Here is a 20,612-nt window from a genome sequence, read left to right on the forward strand (position 1 = left end):
CCGTCGCGCCGCTCGCCGGCAGCCTATTTGCGGGTTTGCTGCGCAGCGTGGGTCGTCCATTCGATCCCGGAAATCAACCCGTTCGCGTCATGCGATGCGATCAGGATGCGCGATGCCTGTTTCTCGGCCGGCCGGCGCGCGTGCATCATCGCCGCCGTCGATCCCGTCCTCGCCTTGAGGCTCGCCGAACGCCGCAGCATCTTCGACACGCGCAGCCGGTAGGCAAGCGGATGGACGACGCGCCCCGCGATCAGCCAGGTGAACAGCACGCCGGCCATCACCGAGATGCACGTGACGTAGAAAATCAGCTGTTCGATCGGCATCTCGGCCTGGTCGAACGGCAGCAGGTAACGGTACGTATAGATGCAGATCGACGCCCAGACCGCACCGACGAGCGATGGCCGCACGAGGCGGAACCACACGATCTGCATCACGCCGACGATCACGCCTCGATCGGCGATCATCTGGCTCGGGGAGCGGAGTGAGAGGTCAATAATCGGCGCGTTCTTCATGTTGAATTCCTCGGTCGGGACTGATCCATACGGCGCGCTTGCCACGGCCGCGCAGCGCGATAGCGGGCAGTGCGACAACGGTGGTGACCATGCTGATCAACCAGAAGGCAACCGGATACCAGACGGTGTCCAGGAAGTACATCAGGAGTTTTTCGTCGTAGCGCCGGTCGATCATGCAGCCGACGATCAGCTGCAGCACGCAGGTTGCGACCAGCAGCATGCCGTGCCAGTGCGGGACGACCGACACGTGCCAGTCCTGTGGCAATGGATGGAAGAGGCCGACGAGCGCCAGAAGCAGGATGAACGACATCGAATACGCCCACGCGATGCCGATCAGATACTCCGCGAACAGCGGCCACATCATCATCTGCGTGGGCCTGGCCAACGTGCTCGCATACTTGAGCAGCACCTGGATGCCACCCTTCGACCAGCGCAGCCGCTGGCGGTACAGCCCCTTCAGCGTCTCCGGCATCAGGATCCAGCTGAGCGCGTGCGGTTCGTACACGACACGCCAGTCGCGACACTGCAGCTTCCAGCTGATGTCGATGTCCTCGGTCAGCATGTCCGAGCTCCAGAAGCCGACGTCGGCGAGCGCGGTCTTGCGGAACATCGTGATCACGCCGGAGACCGTGAAGATGCGGCCGTACACCTGCTGCGTGCGCTTGATCAGCCCGACGATCGACGAGAACTCGCCGACCTGCATGCGGCCGAGCAGCGACGTGCGCGTACGGATGCGCGGGTTGCCGGTCACCGCGCCCACGCCGGGGTCGGTAATGAAGTGCTCGAGCATCCATTCGAGCGCATCGTGCGCGAGCAGCGAGTCGCCGTCGATGCAGAGCAGGTACTCCGAGGTCGAGACGGCCGCGGCGGTCGTGAGGCCCACCGCCTTGCCCTCGTTGTGCGCGTGGTGGATCACGAGGAGCCGCGGGATCGACGCGGCCAGCTCGTTGAGAATCTCGGCGGTGCGGTCCTGGCTGCCGTCGTTGACCGCAATGATGTCGTAGTTCGGATAGTGCATGCCGTTCAGGTGCTCGATCACGCTGCGCGCGTTCGCTTCCTCGTTGAAGCACGGCACGACGATCGACACCTTCGGCATCCCGCTCGACGCGAGCGCTTTTCTCGACAGCACGCGCCCGTCTTCGAGCAGGAAGAAGTGCACGACACCGCCTATCATCCACAGATACGACATGAAGAACGGATAGTAGAAGACGAAGTCCTGCAGGCGATGGATGATGGATTGGGTTGTCATTGTGCCGCTGTCCCCTTGTTGTGCTGCATGTTCATCAGCGCGTTGATCGAGGTCGGGTCGAGCCGGGACTTGAGCGACATCACATCGCGCATGGCCACGAGCGTCGGCTTGTTGTTCAGGAAGTTGTCCGGGTAGTAGCCGAAGTTCAGCACGCCGCGGTCCCGCAGGTGATGCATCTGCGCGAGCAGCGTGCTGGCGGGAATGTCCGCGCGGGCGTGCCAGTCATAGGACTGCAACTCGAACACGGTCTTCGCGAAGCCGCGCTGCTTCTTCGCAACGACGTCGATGAGCTGGTCGAGCCAGCGATCCGGATTCGACGCCTGCTCCATGTACGGCATCGCCATCAACGCGACGAAGTCGTACGTATTGAGGAAATCGTCGTAGTTCTGCGCATACCATGCTTCGGACTCGGGATTCAGCACCGGCTGCGCGAAGATGTTGCGCGCGGTCAGCACATCGCCCGCGTTCTGGTTCGCGCGCACGATCTGCTCCAGCTGCCGCGTCAGGTTCAGCAGATAGCGCGTCTTTTCCCGTGTCCAGCGATTCATCAGATCGGGCTTCGCGCGAATCTGTCCGATGTCGCGCGGCAGCCCCCATTGCGCATACGTTTGCAGCGCATGCCTGCCGGCATCCTCGTAGTCGTCGAGCACGGCGTCGTCGCTGAACAGGATGCCGGTGAACGACGCGAACTTGCTGAGATCCTCGTAGATCTGCTCGATCATCAGCCGCGCGTTCGGATCGAACGGGCTCAGGCGAAAGCCGCGCGTGACGTGCTCGCGCGCCGGCGCGCCGCCGTATGCGCTGACCGGTTCGAGGCCGTGCAGCTTCTCCGGAGGCGGACGGAACGCGAGCACCGGCAGCCATGCATACACTTCGACGTTGGAGCGGGTACTGAGCTGCCAGGCCGCGCGCGAGAACAGATCGGCGCGCATCGGCAGGTGCCGGTTCGGAAAATAGACGGATTCCGCGACGCCGGTGCCCTTCGGATCGGAAAATGCCTGCAGGTAGACCGATTTCGGCTGCATATCGTAGATGCGCTGGACGAGCACGCCGAGATTCTTTTCCTGCTGCGCAGGGTTCGGGTCGTAGACCTGGTCGAGATCGACCTGCACCACACGTTCGACGACGTCGACGGCGCCGCGGTTGGTCGCCGGCTCGCGCATCGAACGCTCGAACACGCCGATATCGACGTCATACATCATCAGGATGCGCCGCAGGCGGTCGAGCGGCACGTCCGGCGTATTCGGCCCTGCATCGAGACTGAACTGGATGTCCATGCCGAGCGATGTCGAGATCTTGCGCACCGGCTGGTTTTCCGCGCCATACGGCCAGACCATCGAGCGTGCAACGAGGCCCGTGCGTTCGTGAATCTGCCGGATGCAGGTCTGCAGATCGTTGCGCACCCGAGCGTCGAATTCCATGTCGGTTTCATAGCGCTTTTCACCCTCCAGATAGAGGTGCGACGTGGTTGCGGGCATCTGGTTGCCTTGCGGATTGGCCGTCGCGCCATGGTGCAGATTGTGCGTATGGCACGCGAGTTCGACGAGGTCGGACGAACCGACCTGCCGGACTTCGTCCCAGGACATGAAGTAATCGCGCGGCACCTGGATCTTGTCGCTGATGCGGATCGGCGTATCCGCCGGCGTGTCGATCCACGCGGTGACGATGCCCATCACCGCCGGATACCGGAAGCGCTTCAGCAGCGGCAGCACTTTCGTGTAGTGGCTGCGGAAGCCGTCGTCGAACGTGAGCAGCACGGCACGAGGCGGCAGCGGCTTGCCGCCGTGCCGGGACGCCTCGATCTGCCTGACGGTGATGGGGTGATAGTTGTTGGTGTCGAGCCACGAAAAGATCGCGGTCAGCGTGCCGGTGTCGATCGCGTACGGATCGATCATCGTCGACGTGGCGAACGTCGACAGCAGGTTGTCGCGCACGTCGTGCATGCAGATCACGCGAAACGTCTTGCCGTCGGCCGGGTCCGATGGCGGCAGCAGATCGATCATTCGTGCCCGGGTCACCCCCGGGAACAGCGAACATGCGGCAAATGTACCAACGCATCCACACATGAAAGTCCGTCTGGATTGCATGAGCTGACCTCCTGGTTCTAGAACGGCAGGTTCAGCGACAGGAAGCCCGTTTCCGAGCGCTCTCGCGTACCGTCGTAAGCATGGCTGCTGACTTCGACGCCATAGGTCAGCGTGATGTCATGCTTGAATGTCCACGCGTGTTCGAGGCGCGCACTCCAGAGTGCACTGGTGCCGAACCCGCGCTCGTTGTAAGCGCCGCCGGACGCGAAGATGCGCTGCCGCATCGACATGTCGCCCTTCTTCCACAGCATGATCTGATGCATGACGGTGGCCGCGATCGCGTAGTCGCGCCCCGGGCTGAAGTAGGGCACATCCTGCCGCGTGTTGCTGTCGGTGCCGAGGTTCAGCGACACGTTGACCAGCTGGTTCGCGGACGTGAACACACGCTGCGTGCCGGTCGCCGCGATCTCCTGGTGCAGGTTCGAATCGCTGTAGCGGCTCACCGCGTAGCTCAGGCTGGCCTCGCGACGATCGTTCTGGCGCCACTTCACCGCGACATTCGCGGACTTGCCCCAGATGTGCGCGAGATAGGCCTTCCATGGCAGCGAGTTGTCGTTGCTGTCGAGCCCGCCGGACACCGTCCAGTAATCGTCGAGGTTGTAGGTGACCGAACCGCGGCCGCCGGTGCGCCCGTCCGCGCCGAACGAGCGGGTGACCTCGCCCTGCACGGTGAACGGCCCGTGCCGGTAGTCGCCGCCGACGCCCGTGCGTGTACGGCTGACGCTGCCGAGATCGGTCTGCGCATGGCCGTAGAACGTATGAGAGAAAACCCGCCAGTTATCCCCGAACGGCTGCGAATAAAGATAGGTATCCGACGTGAACGCGTTGTCGGCCAGTGCGCTGTTGCCGTGCTCGTAGCTCAGGTCGGTGGTCAGCACCGGGCTGCGGTACGCGTTGTAGTCGCGCTTGAACGACCGTACCGCGCCGCTGTCCGGAAACGTGTTGTCGAGGGTCTGCTCGATCTTCCGCGCGGTTTCGTAGTCGTCCGCCGTCAGCGCGGCGCGACCGAGTCCGGAGAGGTTCTCGACACTGTCGGGGTGATCGGTCAACGTCGCGCGATACATCGCGAGGGCCTGGCGAGGGTGCGCCTGGCCCGACACGGCGTCCGCGTGCGCGGCGCGTATCTCGGAGTTGAACGGCACTTCCTTTTCGAGCTTTTCCAGCTCGGCGATCCCTTCCTCGACCCTGCCCGTAAAGATCAGGTACTGCGCGCGCAGCCGGTAGTAGCGCAGGTAGTCGTCGTTGGCCGGATCCCACGGATGCACCTGCGTAGCCGGCGGCAGCGACTTGCCCATGTCGTCGAGCACCTTGCTCGCATCGTCTGCTCGCGCCTGGTCGACATACGACCAGAACAATCCTTCGCGCAACTCGATCGGCCGCGTGCGCGCGCCGTACTGGAAGCCGCGCGTCGCATGGTCGGTCGGCGATGCGCTCGCTTGCGCAAGCGCGCGCTGATAGGCCGCCGACGCCTTGCCCGGTTCGCTCAGGTACAGGTATGCATCGCCAACGCCGGCCAGCGCGTCGATCGATACCTCCGCGTCGGGAGGGATCGTTTCGAACGCCGCCACCGCCTTCTTCATGTCGCCGCGGGACGCATAGGCGACCGTGCGATCGCCCGCGAGCGCGGTTCTGACCGGCGAGTACTCGGGCGTGATCGGCATCCTCGCGTTGAGATCGTCGGCGGCGTGCAGCGCGGTGTCGATACCGTCGAAGCGATCGGGGCTCGTCATCGAGCGCGCCTTGTCGCGTCCGCCGCGCACCTGCTGGCGGATCGACAGTTCCTCCAGCTGGGCGAGATCGAACGCGGAGAAGATGTCGGGCCGGGATTTCGCCTCGTCGAGCGCCTTGACGGCGCCGCCGCTGGTGGCCAGACCGAACACTTCGTTACGCACCGACGCCGCATCGGCCGGCTGCGTGGCGGGGGGGCTCTGGGTCTCGGCGATCTTTGCGGGCTCGTGTGACTCGACGTCGCCTTCAGCGGCGACGCATGTGCCCGAGGCAACGAGCAGCAACATGAGTGGAGCCTGAAAAAGTATCCGCCGATGGGGCGGCAGGGCAATGAACCGGCGATTGCGTATGTTGGTCACGGCGTATTCTCCCGACGATACGGCCGAAGCGGCCGCACCCCGAACAGTGCGCTCGATCTCGCGTCGAGCTGCTCGATAGCTGGTTCCCCCGATTGCAATGCAAAGTCAAAGCCGGTTGCGGATCGCCTGCCCAAGCAGCGCGCGCGATTCGCTGTTACCCGGATCGATGGCGAGCACCCGGCTCGCGTTCTGCTCGACGCAACCCCATTCGTCGAGCACCGCGCACGAACGTGCCCGTGCGAGCGCGCGTGCGCTGTCCGGCTCCGCGTGCGTGACGCTGGCCGTCTGCGTGTGCACCGGGCGGCCGACGGTCGGATGCTGTTGCGATGCGACCTCCGCGCGCATCCGTGCGCTTGCGAAGTCGTGATTCTGCAGTGGGCGATGCACGTCGCCGTACCGCTTTCTGACGGCGGCGTTGGCCAATGCGCGATGCGTATTGGCCGCATGGGCCGCATTGGCTGCTACGGTGACGGATGGGGAATGGGCAGGTCGTGCATGCGTGGCGGGCGCCGCCTGGGTGCCGGCGCCAGTCGTGGCCGCCGGATCGACCTGAACCATCGCCGGCGACACGGTTTGGGCTTTCGGCGCGGCCTGCGCGGTGTTCGCGACGGGCTCGACGGCGGGGCTGGCTGCCGCAACGGCTGCAGGTTTGCCGGTGCTCGCGGGTGCCGTGGCGACTGCGCCGGATACGACATGCGCGACGTTCGCATGCTCACCGCCGCCTTCTCGCCTGACATGGGTAAAGACGCCGAAGATCACGGCGAACGCGGCGAAGCTGAGTGCCGCGTTCTTGCCCGGCCCCCATCCCGATTTCGGTCGGCGGGTGGAGTCGGCGTCCGGTCCATTTTCACTGGTCATGCGTCGCTCCTCGATGTCAGGCCTGGATCGTGGATGACGCAGGGTCACTCACGACAGGCAGCCGAGCAGAAGACTTACCACCGCAGTTGCGTATTCAATGCACCTGTTTCGACGATTGCGTACTTCATTTCGCCCTGATACGTCCCTTCGATTCGGTAGCTCGCATCGGGAACGCTGAACAGGCACCGCGATCCCGAAGCGTTGAATTCGACGAGGACGCGGCCGTGACGCCTCAACCGCACCTGGACGTTGGCGAGCGGCTGGCCGGTTTGCTCGGATGTAAATGACACCCCGAGGTTGTACGGCCGCCCGTCGGCCGGGAGTGGCGCGTTCCCGTCGATCCGCGCATCGCCGCAAATGTATGAAATGACATATCGCTGCGCGCCAGGATCGGGATTGGCCGTTTGAGCGATTGCAGCAGCTGCGCAAAGCATTGAAGCGGCAATGGCTGAAAAGGGAAGCGCATGCTTTTTAAACGAAGACGACATGACCACCTCCGTTTGCAGTTGTTGGCAAGCATACATTTGGGCCCGGAAAACGCAAATCCGATTCGCCATTTTGCAACACGTTATATTCGTACCTGAAATATCGTGAATGAACAATCGTGATTTTCATGGGGGTGGCGGTCGAAACATATTATTTAAACAGGATTGCGCGGCAATTAGTGCCGATAATAACGACTGACAAATAGATTTTTTCCCGGTGCGCGGATTGTCCGAGCGGCACAGAAGGGTGCAAATATGTGTTTGAGAAGATTTGTCGCGCAATTCGTGCCGGTGGTAACGACTGAGGAATGGTGGTTTTCTGGTTGGGCTGGATGCCATGTGGCAGTAGCGTCGAGGCAAAATGTGCCAACCTAATAATAATATGCACGTAAATCGTGCCGATGCTGGCGCCCGATGAATGCCGGATTTCCGAAATATTCTGTAATGCGGTAAAAGGTGGCGATACAAAATATTGCAGATTTAAATGGGGTTGCGGTGAATTTCGAGTCGGTGGTTTCGGCTTATGAATGAAGGTTGTTCCGCGATGTGATAAGCGGGGGCATTCCCCGGGAATGCCAAGTTGCGGTTTTCAGTTCCGATTTTTTATCGGGCGGATTTTTGTTTCAGGCCTGATGCATTTTGAATGCGCGGATGTTTCATTTCTGATACTGAAAAAGCTTCTGCGGGAATCGGGTGAATTCCCGATGACGGGATTGAAAAGATGTGGATGACGTTCCTCGTCCGGAGGAAATCCGAACGAGCGATCATGCTTACCGGGCGCGCCGCCGCCGCGCCCCGTCATTGACCGCCGCTGGCGGCCCGTCGTGCGATCCGCATCGCCGCTGGCTGCATCTGATCGGGCAGTGCCGCCGCGCTGCGCGGCCGGTTCATGATGTAGGTCCAGAGCTGTTCGGCCGCGAGCCCGCGTTTGCGCGCGGAGCGGTACAGCCGGATTTCCAGCTCGGTGATCCAGCCGGCCGACCCCGCGCACACGAGGCTGCCTTCCGCGAGCTCCTTCGCGACGCAGCTTTCCGGCAGCCAGCCGATCCCGTGCCCTGCGACGACCATTCCTTTCAGCGCCTCGGACATGTGCGTCTCGAAGCAGCGGTGCAGCGCGTACGGCTCGGCCGCGTTCAGCAGCAGCATCTCGACCACGTTGCCGAGGAAGGCGCCCGACGAATAGGCGAGCAGCGGCAACGGCTCGCCCGGCGTGCCGGGCAGCGCGAACGCGGGCTTGCCGCGCGCGTCGGGCGTGGAAACGGGCAGGATCCGCTCGACGCCGAGGCTCACGAACGGAAAGTGGTTCGGATCGAGCACGATCGGCAACTGCGGATGGTGATAGCCGAGCAGCAGGTCGCATTCGCCCTCGACGAGTTGCTGCACGCCTTCCGGCACGTTCACCGCATTGACGCGCGCGGTCACGTGGCCGACTTCGCCGTTGAGCTGCTTCAGCCATTCGGGGAACAGCGTGAACACGAGCGTGTGCGCGACCGCGAAGCGCACGACCTGGTCGCTGGCCGCGAACTGGTCGTAGCCGTTCACGAGGTTGCGCGCCGCATACATGCTGCGCAGGATGTCCGCGGCGAGCCCGCGGAACATCTGTCCGGCCGGCGTAAGGGCGACCGGCGTGATGCTGCGGTCGACGAGCTTCGCATCGATCCACGTCTCGAGCGCAGCGATGCGCCTGCTGAATGCCGACTGCGTCAGGTGCCGGTTACGCGCTGCCCGGGAAAAGCTCTTGGTATCCGCGAGGCTCAGGAAATCTTCCAGCCACTTTGCTTCCATATCGATCGTCGTCTTGTGTAGTCGGGCGCGTGTTTGTGCCAGGGTGCCATTTCGCGGCACGAACTTTCTAGCGTACCGCGCCTCGCGCCGCGCATGCCGATGTTTTTTTTCGATCGGTGTCAGTCGAAATATGCATGAGCGTTGTCGCGGTAAATACGGCTGCTTAACGTTCGAGTGCCGGACACGGCTAACCGGTTAGTTCAGCGCGTCGGAACGCGCCGGCTGGCCGTGCACGGTACTTCCCCCCGGGCCGGCCGCGCGGTGCGCGTGCCGGTCCGCCTTCTTGCCGACTCCGCGCAGCGCGACCGGGCACCGGGCCGTCCGGTCGCGCTGCCGTGCGTGGCGGCACGCATGCCGCGCTGCGGCAGTCGGGCGCGGCACATCGCGCCGTGGCGGCAGTATGGGCTCGCCGTGCTCCGCGATGGTGCGGGCGCATATCGGATGCGCGTCGAATGCGTGTCGGATATGCGTCGGATGCGGCGGCGCATCACCGCGTATCGCGGCACGCGGGGCGACGGGCGCGCCGATCGCGAATGCTGCACTGCAGATTGCACATTCGTGACACGCGGGAGAACTATGTTCGACATGCGCGGCGCAACATCGGTGCATGAACGCGGCGCACCGATGCCGCGAATCGCGTCGCGCGTTGCACTGCCGTGGTGCGGCATGCCGCGGCAGCGGCGAAATGGGGGAAATAAATGGGGGGAAATACAAGGCACGGTCCTTGCTCAGCAGTGGTTACGCCGGTCCGGCATGCGCAATGCCGGGAAAACGATGGAGAACAAATCGATGAAGCCATTCGATGAAATGCTGCAATCCGGCGACATGGTCAGGGCGCCTTACGCGCGCCTGAAGCAGTGGCTCGACACGCAGAACCCCGCGAGCCTCGCCCAGAAGGCCCGTGACGCGGAGAACGTATTCCGCAAGACGGGCATCACGTTCGCCGTCTACGGCGATTCGGAAGCCGCCGAGCGGCTGATTCCGTTCGACATCGTGCCGCGCATCCTCTCCGGGCGGGAGTGGAGCCGGCTGTCGCTCGGCATCGAGCAGCGCGTGATGGCGCTCAATGCGTTCCTCGACGACATCTATCACCGCCAGGAAATCGTGCGCGCCGGGATCGTCCCGAAGCACCTGATCACGCACAACGACGCGTTCCTGCCGGAGATGATCGACTTCCGGCCGCCCGGAAACGTTTACACGCACATCATCGGCGTCGACATCGTGCGCACCGGCGAGAACCAGTTCTACGTGCTGGAGGACAACGCGCGCACGCCGTCCGGCGTGTCGTACATGCTGGAAAACCGCGAGACGATGATGCAGCTCTTTCCCGAGCTGTTCCAGCAGGTCAAGGTGCGGCCGGTCGAGACCTATCCGCAGATGCTGCGCCAGTCGCTCGCGGCCGTCTGCCCGCCGGGCGGCAACGCCGACAACCCGACCGTCGCCGTGCTGACGCCCGGCATCCACAACTCCGCGTACTACGAACATTCGTTCCTCGCCGACCAGATGGGCGTGCATCTCGTCGAGGGCAGCGACCTGCAGGTGATCGACGGCCGCGTCGCGATGCGCACGACCGAAGGCTTCCGGGCGATCGACGTGCTGTACCGCCGCGTGGACGACGCATTCCTCGACCCGCTGACGTTCCGGCCCGACTCGGTGCTCGGCGTCGCGGGGATCATGGACGTCTATCGCGCGGGCAACATCACGATCGCGAACGCGCCCGGCACCGGCATCGCCGACGACAAGGCGATCTACTCGTACATGCCGGAGATCGTCGAGTTCTACACGGGCCGCAAGGCGCTGCTCGAGAACGTGCCGACCTGGCGCTGCGGCGATGCGGACAGCCTGAAGTACGTGCTCGAGCATCTCGACGAGCTGGTCGTGAAGGAGGTGCACGGCTCGGGCGGCTACGGGATGCTGGTCGGGCCGTGCGCGTCGAAGGCCGAGATCGACGCGTTCGCCGCGAAGCTGCGCGCGCGCCCGGCGAACTACATCGCGCAGCCGACGCTGGCGCTGTCCACGACGCCGATCCTGACCGAGGCCGGCCTCGCGCCGCGCCACGTCGACCTGCGGCCGTTCGTGCTGGTGTCGGACCGCATCCGGATTACGCCGGGCGGCCTGACGCGGGTCGCGCTGAAGGAGGGTTCGCTCGTTGTCAACTCGAGCCAGGGCGGCGGCACCAAGGACACCTGGGTGCTGGCCGACTGAGCGGAACACGGCGACAGCGCGCGCCGGCCATCACGGCGCGCGAACGGAACAACGACGGAGTGGACAGATGCTTCTTGGACGCACTGCGAGCGGTCTCTACTGGATGTACCGCTATATCGAGCGCGCGGAGAACACCGCGCGGATCGTCGATGCCGGGCTGCGGATGGCGCTGACGCGCACGTCCGACGCACCGGCGGAATGGTCGTCGGTGCTCGTCAGTTCGGGCGCGGACGACGCCTACCGGCAGAAATACGACGCGTACGCGGCCGACACCGTGACCGACTACCTGCTGCGCGATCGCGAAAACGCGTCGAGCGTGCTGGCGTGCATCGAGGCCGCGCGCTCGAACGCGCGGATGGTGCGCACGGCGCTCACGCGCGAGGCGTGGGAGAGCGTGAACGGCGCGTGGCTGTCGCTGAAGCGCGTGCTCGCGCAGCCCGTGCCGGAGGGCGACCTGCCGGCCGTGCTCGACCAGGTCAAGCGCGAGACCGCGCTGATCCTCGGCAGCTTCTACAGCACGATGCTGCGCAACGAGATCTTCGATTTCGCGCAGATCGGCGCATTCGTCGAGCGGGCCGACAACACCGCGCGGATCCTCGACGTGAAGTACCACCTGCTGCTGCCGTCGGTCACGCACGTCGGCACGATCCTCGACAACTACCAGTGGGAAACGATCCTGCGCTGCGTGGCCGCGCATCGCTCGTACCGCTGGGTGTACGACGTGCAGTACAAGCCGCTCAACATCGCCGACTATCTGATCCTGAACGGCCGGATGCCGCGCTCGCTGCGCTATTGCTACGGCCGCGTCGTGTCGAGCCTCGACCTGCTCGCGAAGGATTACGGCGTCACGCACCCGTGTCACGACACCGCCACGAAGATCCTGCAAATGTTGTCCGACACCAGCGTCGAACGGATCTTCAAGAATGGCCTGCACGAATTCCTGACCGACTTCATCGGCCGCAACAACAGCTTGGGGCTCGAAATCGCCCAGGCGTACAACTTCGACTGAGACTTGCCATGCGACTCGCCATCCGACACATCTCGCGTTATCAGTTCGACGATCAGGTTACCCACGTGCTGCAGCGGCTGCGGCTGCGCCCGCAATCGGGGCCCGGCCAGACGGTGCGTGCATGGCAGGTCACGATCGACGGCGTCGAGCCGACGCTCTCCTACGCTGACGGGCTCGGCAACCGCATCGATCTCGTGCGGCACGATCGCGGCGCGAAGCCGGAGATCGTGATCGTCGCGGCGGGCGTCGTCGAGACGCAGGACCGCGCGGGGATCCTCGGCCAGGTCGAAGCCTATGCGCCGCCGTGGATCTTCGAGCGCGAGACCGAGCTCACGAAAGCGGGCGACACGGTCCGTGCGCTCGCCGACGCGCTGCCGATCGAGCAGCGCAGCCTCGACGCGCTGCACTGGCTGATGACCGAAGTGCACGGCCGCATCGCGTATGCGCCGAATGCACCGGACACGCCCGTCGACGCCGAAACCGCGCTGCAGAGCGGCGAGGGCACGAGCCGCGATCATGCGCATGCGTTCATTGCCGCCGCGCGGGTGCTGAAGATCCCGGCCCGCTACGTGTCCGGCTACGTGCTCGCCGACAGCGCGATGCAGCGCATCGCCGACGCAAAGCAGCACGGCGGCGGCGCGGACGAGGAGGAAGCCGTCGCGCTGCAAAGCGGCGAACGGATGCAGCAGGCGCTCGCCGCGTCGCACGCGTCGCAGTCGCAGGGCATGCCGCGGCCGGCGCTCGGCGCGCAGCAGCAGGCGGCCGCGCTGATGCAGCCGCCCGCCGGCCATGCGTGGGCCGAGGCGTATGTCGACGGGCTCGGCTGGGTCGGCTTCGATCCGTTCATGAACCGCTGCCCGGACGAGCGCTACGTGCGCATCGCGGTCGGCCTCGACTATCGCGACGCGCAACCGGTGACGGGCTCCGGCACGAAACCGCTCGGCGTCGACATCAGCGTCGTGCAGTCGCCGGAGTTGGTCTGACGCACCCCCGCCGCGCCGCGCGGCCGCGCCCGACCGGGCGCGACCGCCGGCCCGACCCACCCTGAACCGAGCCGTCCAGCCATGCCCATTCACGTTGCGCTGCATCACACCACCCGTTACCGCTACGACCGGCTTGTCAATCTCGGTCCGCAGATCGTGCGGCTGCGCCCCGCGCCGCACTGCCGGACGCCGATCGTCGCGTATTCGATGACCGTCCGGCCCGCGCAGCACTTCGTCAACTGGCAGCAGGATCCGTTCGCGAACTACCTCGCGCGGCTCGTGTTTCCGGAGCGCACGCGCGAATTCGAGATCACGGTCGATCTCGTCGCCGAGATGTCGGTCTACAACCCGTTCGACTTCTTTCTCGAGAGCAGCGCCGAGCAGTACCCGTTCCAGTACGACGACGCGTTGCGCACCGAGCTCGCGCCGTATCTCGCGTGCGATCCGCAGACGAGCGCGGCGCCCGTGTTCCGTGCGTATCTCGATGGCGTCGACCGCACGCCGGCCGGCACGGTGAACTTCCTCGTCGCGCTGAACCAGCAGTTGCAGCGCGACATCCGTTACCTCGTGCGGATGGAGCCGGGCGTGCAGACGCCCGAGCAGACGCTCGAACTCGCGTCCGGCTCGTGCCGCGACAGCGGCTGGCTGCTCGTGCAGCTGTGCCGGCACCTGGGGATCGCCGCGCGTTTCGTGTCGGGCTACCTGATTCAGCTCGCGCCGGACGTGAAATCGCTCGACGGCCCGAGCGGCACGACGGTCGACTTCACCGACCTGCATGCGTGGTGCGAGGTCTATCTGCCGGGCGCGGGCTGGATCGGCTTCGACCCGACGTCGGGCCTGCTTGCCGGCGAAGGGCACATCCCGCTCGCGTGCACGCCGCAGCCGACCAGCGCGGCGCCGGTCGAGGGGCTGATCGACGAGTGCGAGGTCGCGTTCGAGCACGAGATGGCGGTCACGCGCGTGTACGAATCGCCGCGCGTGACGAAGCCGTACACCGACGCGCAATGGGGCGCGGTGCGCGCGCTCGGCGCGCAGGTCGATGCGGAACTGGCGGCCGGCGACGTGCGGCTCACGCAGGGCGGCGAGCCGACCTTCGTGTCGATCGACGACCGCGACGGCGCCGAATGGAACACCGACGCGCTCGGGCCGACCAAGCGCGGCTATGCGACCGAGCTCGTGCAGCGGCTGCGCGCCGAGTACGGCGAGGGCGGCTTCCTGCATTTCGGGCAGGGCAAGTGGTATCCGGGCGAGCAACTGCCGCGCTGGGCGCTGTCGATCTTCTGGCGCGCGGACGGCCAGCCGGTCTGGCACGATCCGGCGCTGTTCGCGGACGAGCGCGAGCCGTCTGCGCAGTCGACCGACGACGCGAAACGCTTCATCGATGCGCTGGCCGCGCGCCTGAACCTGAGCGGCGAGCATATCCGGCCCGGTTACGAAGACGTGTGGTACTACCTGTGGCGCGAGCGCCGGCTGCCGGTCAACGTCGATCCGTTCGACTCGCGGCTCGACGACGAGCTGGAGCGCGCGCGGCTGCGCAAGGTGTTCGAGCAGAAGCTCGACAGCGTGGTCGGCTACGTGCTGCCGCTCAAGCGCGCGGACGAGGCGCCAGGCCTCGAAGGCCCGCGCTGGCAGACGGGCCCGTGGTTCTTCCGCGACGAGCGGATGTACCTGATGCCCGGCGATTCGCCGATGGGCTATCGGCTGCCGCTCGATTCGCTGCCGTGGGCGAGCCGCGGCGACTATCCGTACCTGGTCGAGCGCGACCCGTTCGCGCCGCGCGAGCCGTTGCCGGGCGCCGACGCCTTCCGCGCGCGCTACGTCGCGGCGGGCGATGCGCCGCGCTATCTGGCCGGCGTGCACCGCGAGGCGCCCGCGCAGACGATGATGCAGTGGCGCGACGACGGGACGGCCGGAGACGGCCGCGCGCAGCGGGACGCGAGCCGGCATCCGGAGCGCTTCGAGTCGGCCGCGTGGATCACGCGCACCGCGCTGTGCGTCGAGGTGCGCAACGGCATCCTCTATGTGTTCATGCCGCCGCTCGCCGCGCTGGAGGACTATCTCGACCTGCTGAACGCGATCGAGCTGACCGCTGGCGCGCTTGGCGTGAAGCTCGTGCTCGAAGGCTACCCTCCGCCGCGCGACGCGCGCCTGAAGCTGCTGCAGGTGACGCCGGACCCGGGCGTGATCGAGGTCAACATCCACCCGGCGCACGATTTCGACGAGCTCGTCGGCCATACCGAGTTCCTGTACGACGCCGCGTGGCAGTCGCGGCTCAGCAGCGAGAAGTTCATGGTCGACGGCCGCCACGTCGGCACGGGCGGCGGCAACCACTTCGTGCTCGGCGGCGCGACGCCGGCCGACAGCCCGTTCCTGCGGCGCCCGGACCTGCTCGCGAGCCTGATCGCTTACTGGCACAACCATCCGTCGCTGTCGTACCTGTTCTCGGGGCTGTTCATCGGCCCGACGAGCCAGGCGCCGCGTGTCGACGAGGCGCGCAACGACCAGGTGTACGAACTGGACATCGCGTTCGCGGAGATCCAGCGCAACAAGCTCCTGTATGGGCAGGACATGCCGCCGTGGCTCGTCGACCGCGTGCTGCGCAACCTGCTGATCGACGTGAGCGGCAACACGCACCGCAGCGAGTTCTGCATCGACAAGCTGTATTCGCCCGATTCGGCGACGGGCCGCCTCGGGCTGCTCGAACTGCGCGCGTTCGAGATGCCGCCGCATGCGCGGATGAGCGTGGTCCAGCAATTGCTGCTGCGCGCGCTGATCGCGCGCTTCTGGGCGCTGCCGTACACGACGCCGCTCACGCGCTGGGGCACCGCGCTGCACGACCGCTTCATGCTGCCGACGTTCCTGAAGATGGACTTCGACGACGTGCTGACCGAGCTGCGCGATGCGGGCTTCGCTTTCGATCCGGCCTGGTTCGCGCCGCACTTCGAGTTCCGCTTCCCGCAGTTCGGGCAGATCGCGGTGAACGGGATGCAGCTCACGCTGCGCGGCGCGCTGGAGCCGTGGCACGTGATGGGCGAGGAGGGCGCGAGCGGCAGCACGGTGCGCTATGTCGATTCGTCGCTCGAGCGCCTCGAGGTGCGCGTGACCGGCCTGAACGACAACCGCCACGTCGTGACCGTCAACGGCCGCGCGCTGCCGCTGCAGCCGACCGGCACCGCCGGCGAATACGTCGCGGGCGTGCGCTACAAGGCGTGGTCGCCGCCGTCCGCGCTGCATCCGACGATCGGCGTGCAGGCGCCGCTGACGTTCGACATCGTCGATACGTGGATGCAGCGCTCGCTCGGAGGCTGCCGGTATCACGTCGCGCATCCGGGCGGGCGCAACTATGCGACCTTCCCGGTCAACGCGTACGAGGCCGAGAGCCGGCGGCTCGCGCGCTTCGTCGCGATGGGGCATACGCCGGGCCGGATGGATGTCGCGGCGGCCGCGCCGAGCCGCGAGTTTCCGTTCACGCTGGACCTGCGGCGGCCCTGAGCGCCGCATGCACGAGGAGGAATCGCGATGCGCGGGCGGCGACGATACCAACCCGCCGCGGCCGGAATGTTAGGATGCCGGCTGAATGCGGCCGCCCGCCGCCGCGCGCCCGTCGCGCGGCGCGCGTGCGTGGCCGATCGCTGATTCACGACGGACCGACACCGTGCCGCCCATCCACCCCGACGATCTCGCCGCCGCCGACGCGATGCATACGCTTTTCGATACCGGATCGCAGCCGGACGCCGCCGAGCTGGCCGCCGCGCTCGCCGCACCGGCGGCCGCCGGCCGCTACGACGAACTGCGCGGCAGCGCGGCCGGCCTGCAGGCGCCCGCGCTCGCGCCCGCATGGCGCGATTTCTTCACGGCGATCGGCAGCGACGGCGTCGCCGATCTCGACCGCCGCGCGGACGCGCTGCAGCGGCGCATGCGCGAGAACGGCCTGTTCTACCAGCTGCACGAGCAGCGCGTCGGCGACGGCGCGACGGGCCCGTGGTCGCTCGACCTGCTGCCGCTGATCGTCACGCCGCAGGACTGGGTGGCGATCGAGCGCGGCGTGCTGCAGCGCACGCGGCTCCTGAACGCGATGATGGCGGACCTGTACGGGCCGCAGACGATCCTGCAGCGCGGGCTGTTGCCGCCCGCGCTCGTCACCGGACATCCGGGCTACCTGCGCGCGATGCGCGGCGCGCGGGTGCCGGGCGATACGTGGCTCCATGTCGTCGCCTTCGACCTCGCGCGCGGGCCCGACGGTCAGTGGCGGATCGTCGCGCATCACACGCAGGGTGCGGCGGGGCTCGGCTATCTGCTGGAGAATCGCCTGATCGTGTCGCGGCTCTTTCCGCGCGGCTTCCGCGGGCTGCGCGTGCAGCGGCTCGCGGCGAGCTACCGCGCGCTGCTGCAGAGCATGCAGGCGCTGAGCCCGGCGCGGAAGAACTCGCGGATCGTGCTGCTGACGCCGGGGCCGCACAGCGCAACCTATTTCGAACATGCGTATCTCGCGCGCTACCTCGGCCTCACGCTGGTTGAAGGCGGCGACCTGACCGCGCGCGACAACCGCGTGTTCCTGAAGACGCTGCGCGGGCTCGAACCCGTGCACGGGATCCTGCGGCGCGTCGACGACGCGTGGCTCGATCCGCTCGAGCTGCGGCCCGATTCGTTGCTCGGCGTGCCGGGGCTGCTGCAGGCCGTGCGCGCCGGCAACGTGCTGCTCGCGAATGCGCCGGGCGGTAGCTTCCTCGAATCGCCGGGCGTGCTCGGCTTCCTGCCGCGTCTCGCGGAAAGCCTGCTCGGCGAAACGCTGACGCTGCCGGCCGTGCATTCGTGGTGGTGCGGCGAGCCGGCTGCGTGCGACGACGCGCTGCCGCAGCTCGCGCGCTGCATCGTCAAGCCGGTGTTTCCGCCGGACGTGCAGGCGGGCGGCGGGTTCGAGCCGGTGATCGGCGCGCGGCTCACGCAGGCGCAGCTCGCCGCATGGCGCGCGCGGATACTCGCGCAGCCCGAGCACTACACGGTGCAGGCCGACCTGCCGCTGTCGCAGGCGCCGACGTGGCCGGGAAGGGGGGAATCGAATGGGCTGGGCCATGGCGGTGCGCGGATCGTGCCGAAACCGCTGCTGATGCGCGTATTCGCGCTCGCCGACGGCGCCGCGCGCTGGCGCGTGCTGCCGGGCGGGCTGTCGCGGGTCGGCACGCGCGACGCGCTGTTCAACGCGCCGATGCCGCGTGGCGGCAGCACGATCGACACGTGGGTGATGACGGAAGGCATCGTCGATTCGACGACGCTGCTGCAGACCCGTCTTGGCCCCGACGACCTGACCGCGCAGCCGCGCGCGATCGCGAGCCGCGCGGCGGAGAACCTGTTCTGGCTCGGCCGCTACACCGAGCGCGCGACCAACCTGATGCGGCTCGCGCGCGCCGCGCTCGAACGGCTGCGCGGCGAGGACGATGCGGACAGTCCCGCGCATCTGGAGCTGCTCGACACGCTGTGCCGCGACACGGGGCTGATCGCGGCCGATGCGCCGAGCGCGGTCGATGCGCCGCGCGCGTTCCAGCATGCCCTCGCCGCGTCGCTGACGCGCGGCGCGGATCGCGCGTCAGGCATCGCGGCGTGCCTGTTCGGGATGCGCGGCGCGGCGGCTGCGATCCGCGAACGCCTGTCGAGCGATCAATGGCGGCTGATCGACGACGCGACGCAGCTGTTCGCCGACAGCGCCGGCCACCCGGAAGCGGAAGAGCAGCTCGGCAACGAGGCGCTGCAGCTGCTCGAACGGCTCGGCTTGCTGCTCGGCGCGATCACCGGCGCGCAGACCGACAACATGACGCGCGACGACGGCTGGCGGCTGCTGTCGATCGGCCGGCAGATCGACCGGCTGGATTTTCTGTGCAGCGTGCTGCGGTTCGCGTTCGACGAAGGCGCGGTGCTCAAGCAGGACGGCTTCGAGCTGGTGCTCGAACTGTTCGACAGCGCGATCACGTTCCGCTCGCGCTTCCAGCGCGGCTTCGACGTCGCGCCGCTGTTGTCGCTCGTCGTGCTCGACACCGACAATCCGCGCTCGCTCGCGTGGGTCGTGCAGGCGATGCGCGGGCGCCTGACCAAGGTCGAGCACAGCGAAGGCTACGCGTTGTCCGAACTGGCCACGGCGATTCCGGACGTGCCCGGCTGGTCACTGCACGAACTGTGCGAAACCGGCGACGACGGCCGCCACGACCTGCTGCTCGACCGCCTGCTGGCGACCGCGAAGGCCGTGTGGGACCTGTCGAACCGGATCGGCGAACGCTATTTCAGCCACGTGCGCGAGGCGGGCAGGACGTTATGGTGACGAAGCTCTCGACGACGACGCGGCCCGCTGCAGCGGGCTCGCCTGCGCCGGATGGCGCGGCTTCGGCCGGCGCAGCTTCGGCCGGCGCGCCGCAAGGGCGGTTGCTGCGCGTCACGCACGATACCGAGTACCGCTACGCCGCGCGGGTCGAATCCGCGCAGCACCAGGCACGGCTGACGCCGCTCGCGACGCCGCGCCAGCAGGTGCTGTCGTTCGCGCTCGAGATCGACCCCGCTCCCGAGCACGTCGGCACCGAAATCGATGCGTTCGGCAACGCGCGCGCGTCGTTCGCGCTGAACCAGCCGCACGACGCGCTGCACGTGCGCAGCCGCAGCGTCGTACGGGTGACGCCGCCCGTCTGGTCGGCCGGCGCGCGCGGCGAGCCGCCACCCGCGATCGCCGCGGCGGACGCCGCGCATGCGAGCGCGTGGGAAGCGGTGCGCGAGCGCTTCCGGTTCCGCGCGGGGGAGCCGTATGACGCGGCGAGCGAATTCGTGTTCTCGTCGCCGCATGTCGCGTGCGATCCGGCGCTGGCCGCGTACGCGGCGGCCAGCTTCACGCCCGGCCGGCCGCTCGTGCAGGCGGCGTGGGAGCTGATGCGGCGCATCCACGCGGAATTCGTGTATACGCCGAACAGCACCGACATCACGACCACGGCACTCGATGCGCTGGCGTTGCGCAAGGGTGTCTGCCAGGACTTCGCGCACGTGATGATCGGCGCATTGCGTTCGCTCGGGCTGGCGGCGCGCTACGTGAGCGGCTATCTGCTGACGCAGCCGCCGCCCGGGCAGCCGCGCCTGATCGGCGCGGACGCATCGCACGCGTGGGTCGAGGTGTACGACCCGGCGTGGCCGGAGGATGGCGGCTGGCTGCAGCTCGACCCGACCAACGACCGCGCGCCGGGCGACGACTACGTGATGCTGTCGATCGGGCGCGACTACGCGGATGTCACGCCGCTGCGCGGCGTGATTCGCGGCGGCGGGGCCGATCAGGAGCTGAAGGTGGGGGTGACGGTCGAGCCGCTGGACGCCGTGTAACCCCG

At 67.0% G+C, this 20,612-nt stretch carries 13 protein-coding genes; 6 read left to right on the forward strand and 7 right to left on the reverse strand.

The annotated features are described in order from the left end of the window. Positions 1 to 23: 23 nt before the first annotated feature. The 7 genes from DID96_RS06440 to DID96_RS06470 form a co-directional block, all read right to left on the reverse strand. The gene (locus DID96_RS06440) at positions 24 to 512 is read right to left on the reverse strand and encodes a Biofilm PGA synthesis auxiliary protein PgaD (RefSeq protein WP_124598422.1); all 489 of its coding nucleotides are present in this window, start codon (positions 510 to 512) and stop codon (positions 24 to 26) included. Next, positions 490 to 1,761: a poly-beta-1,6-N-acetyl-D-glucosamine synthase gene (pgaC, locus tag DID96_RS06445; RefSeq protein WP_124598423.1), complete on the reverse strand. Its 1,272-nt coding sequence runs from the start codon at positions 1,759 to 1,761 to the stop codon at positions 490 to 492. Before pgaC ends, DID96_RS06440 begins: the two co-directional genes overlap by 23 nt. Beyond that, positions 1,758 to 3,848, reverse strand: a complete 2,091-nt coding sequence (pgaB, locus tag DID96_RS06450) for a poly-beta-1,6-N-acetyl-D-glucosamine N-deacetylase PgaB (RefSeq protein ID WP_124598424.1) — start codon at positions 3,846 to 3,848, stop codon at positions 1,758 to 1,760. Before pgaB ends, pgaC begins: the two co-directional genes overlap by 4 nt. Positions 3,849 to 3,865: 17 nt before the next feature. Next, positions 3,866 to 5,863, reverse strand: coding sequence for a poly-beta-1,6 N-acetyl-D-glucosamine export porin PgaA (gene pgaA / locus DID96_RS06455; protein WP_124598425.1), 1,998 nt, complete (start codon positions 5,861 to 5,863; stop codon positions 3,866 to 3,868). A gap of 177 nt (positions 5,864 to 6,040) precedes the next feature. Continuing rightward, entirely contained in the window at positions 6,041 to 6,793 is a 753-nt protein-coding gene (locus DID96_RS06460) for a hypothetical protein (RefSeq protein WP_124598426.1), read from the reverse strand. A gap of 74 nt (positions 6,794 to 6,867) precedes the next feature. Next, positions 6,868 to 7,281 carry a hypothetical protein gene (locus tag DID96_RS06465; RefSeq protein ID WP_124598427.1) on the reverse strand — a complete coding sequence of 138 codons (414 nt, stop codon included), beginning with the start codon at positions 7,279 to 7,281 and terminating at the stop codon, positions 6,868 to 6,870. A 795-nt stretch (positions 7,282 to 8,076) separates the two neighbouring features. Further along, a complete protein-coding gene (locus DID96_RS06470; RefSeq protein ID WP_124598429.1) occupies positions 8,077 to 9,063 on the reverse strand; it encodes a LysR substrate-binding domain-containing protein in 987 nt (328 codons plus the stop codon). A gap of 789 nt (positions 9,064 to 9,852) precedes the next feature. Between DID96_RS06470 and DID96_RS06475 the strand changes: the two genes are divergently transcribed. The 6 genes from DID96_RS06475 (at position 9,853) to DID96_RS06500 (ending at position 20,607) form a co-directional block, all read left to right on the forward strand. Next, positions 9,853 to 11,268 (forward strand): circularly permuted type 2 ATP-grasp protein, encoded by a 1,416-nt coding sequence (locus DID96_RS06475; protein WP_185732185.1) that lies wholly within the window; start codon positions 9,853 to 9,855, stop codon positions 11,266 to 11,268. Positions 11,269 to 11,335: 67 nt separating this feature from the next. Continuing rightward, positions 11,336 to 12,277, forward strand: coding sequence for an alpha-E domain-containing protein (locus DID96_RS06480; RefSeq protein ID WP_124598433.1), 942 nt, complete (start codon positions 11,336 to 11,338; stop codon positions 12,275 to 12,277). Between the two features lie 8 nt (positions 12,278 to 12,285). Next, positions 12,286 to 13,260: a transglutaminase family protein gene (locus tag DID96_RS06485; protein ID WP_124598435.1), complete on the forward strand. Its 975-nt coding sequence runs from the start codon at positions 12,286 to 12,288 to the stop codon at positions 13,258 to 13,260. An 81-nt stretch (positions 13,261 to 13,341) separates the two neighbouring features. Further along, the gene (locus tag DID96_RS06490; protein ID WP_124598437.1) at positions 13,342 to 16,752 is read left to right on the forward strand and encodes a DUF2126 domain-containing protein; all 3,411 of its coding nucleotides are present in this window, start codon (positions 13,342 to 13,344) and stop codon (positions 16,750 to 16,752) included. Positions 16,753 to 16,837: 85 nt separating this feature from the next. Next, a complete protein-coding gene (locus DID96_RS06495; protein ID WP_409333760.1) occupies positions 16,838 to 19,570 on the forward strand; it encodes a circularly permuted type 2 ATP-grasp protein in 2,733 nt (910 codons plus the stop codon). Next, positions 19,564 to 20,607, forward strand: coding sequence for a transglutaminase family protein (locus DID96_RS06500; RefSeq protein WP_124598439.1), 1,044 nt, complete (start codon positions 19,564 to 19,566; stop codon positions 20,605 to 20,607). The genes DID96_RS06495 and DID96_RS06500 overlap by 7 nt, the downstream gene beginning before the upstream one ends. The last annotated feature ends 5 nt before the right edge of the window (positions 20,608 to 20,612 follow it).

The sequence above is a fragment of the Burkholderia sp. Bp8963 genome (assembly GCF_003854275.1).
Classification (GTDB): Bacteria; Pseudomonadota; Gammaproteobacteria; order Burkholderiales; family Burkholderiaceae; genus Burkholderia.

Coding starts and splice junctions, on each gene's coding strand:
- pgaC (WP_124598423.1), bottom strand. CDS start 1,761: ATGACAACCCAATCCATCATCCATCGCCTGCAGGACTTCGTCTTCTAC.
- DID96_RS06485 (WP_124598435.1), top strand. CDS start 12,286: ATGCGACTCGCCATCCGACACATCTCGCGTTATCAGTTCGACGATCAG.
- pgaA (WP_124598425.1), bottom strand. CDS start 5,863: ATGTTGCTGCTCGTTGCCTCGGGCACATGCGTCGCCGCTGAAGGCGAC.
- DID96_RS06440 (WP_124598422.1), bottom strand. CDS start 512: ATGAAGAACGCGCCGATTATTGACCTCTCACTCCGCTCCCCGAGCCAG.
- DID96_RS06480 (WP_124598433.1), top strand. CDS start 11,336: ATGCTTCTTGGACGCACTGCGAGCGGTCTCTACTGGATGTACCGCTAT.
- DID96_RS06490 (WP_124598437.1), top strand. CDS start 13,342: ATGCCCATTCACGTTGCGCTGCATCACACCACCCGTTACCGCTACGAC.
- DID96_RS06465 (WP_124598427.1), bottom strand. CDS start 7,281: ATGTCGTCTTCGTTTAAAAAGCATGCGCTTCCCTTTTCAGCCATTGCC.
- DID96_RS06460 (WP_124598426.1), bottom strand. CDS start 6,793: ATGACCAGTGAAAATGGACCGGACGCCGACTCCACCCGCCGACCGAAA.
- DID96_RS06470 (WP_124598429.1), bottom strand. CDS start 9,063: ATGGAAGCAAAGTGGCTGGAAGATTTCCTGAGCCTCGCGGATACCAAG.
- DID96_RS06495 (WP_409333760.1), top strand. CDS start 16,838: ATGCGGCCGCCCGCCGCCGCGCGCCCGTCGCGCGGCGCGCGTGCGTGG.
- pgaB (WP_124598424.1), bottom strand. CDS start 3,848: ATGCAATCCAGACGGACTTTCATGTGTGGATGCGTTGGTACATTTGCC.
- DID96_RS06500 (WP_124598439.1), top strand. CDS start 19,564: ATGGTGACGAAGCTCTCGACGACGACGCGGCCCGCTGCAGCGGGCTCG.
- DID96_RS06475 (WP_185732185.1), top strand. CDS start 9,853: ATGAAGCCATTCGATGAAATGCTGCAATCCGGCGACATGGTCAGGGCG.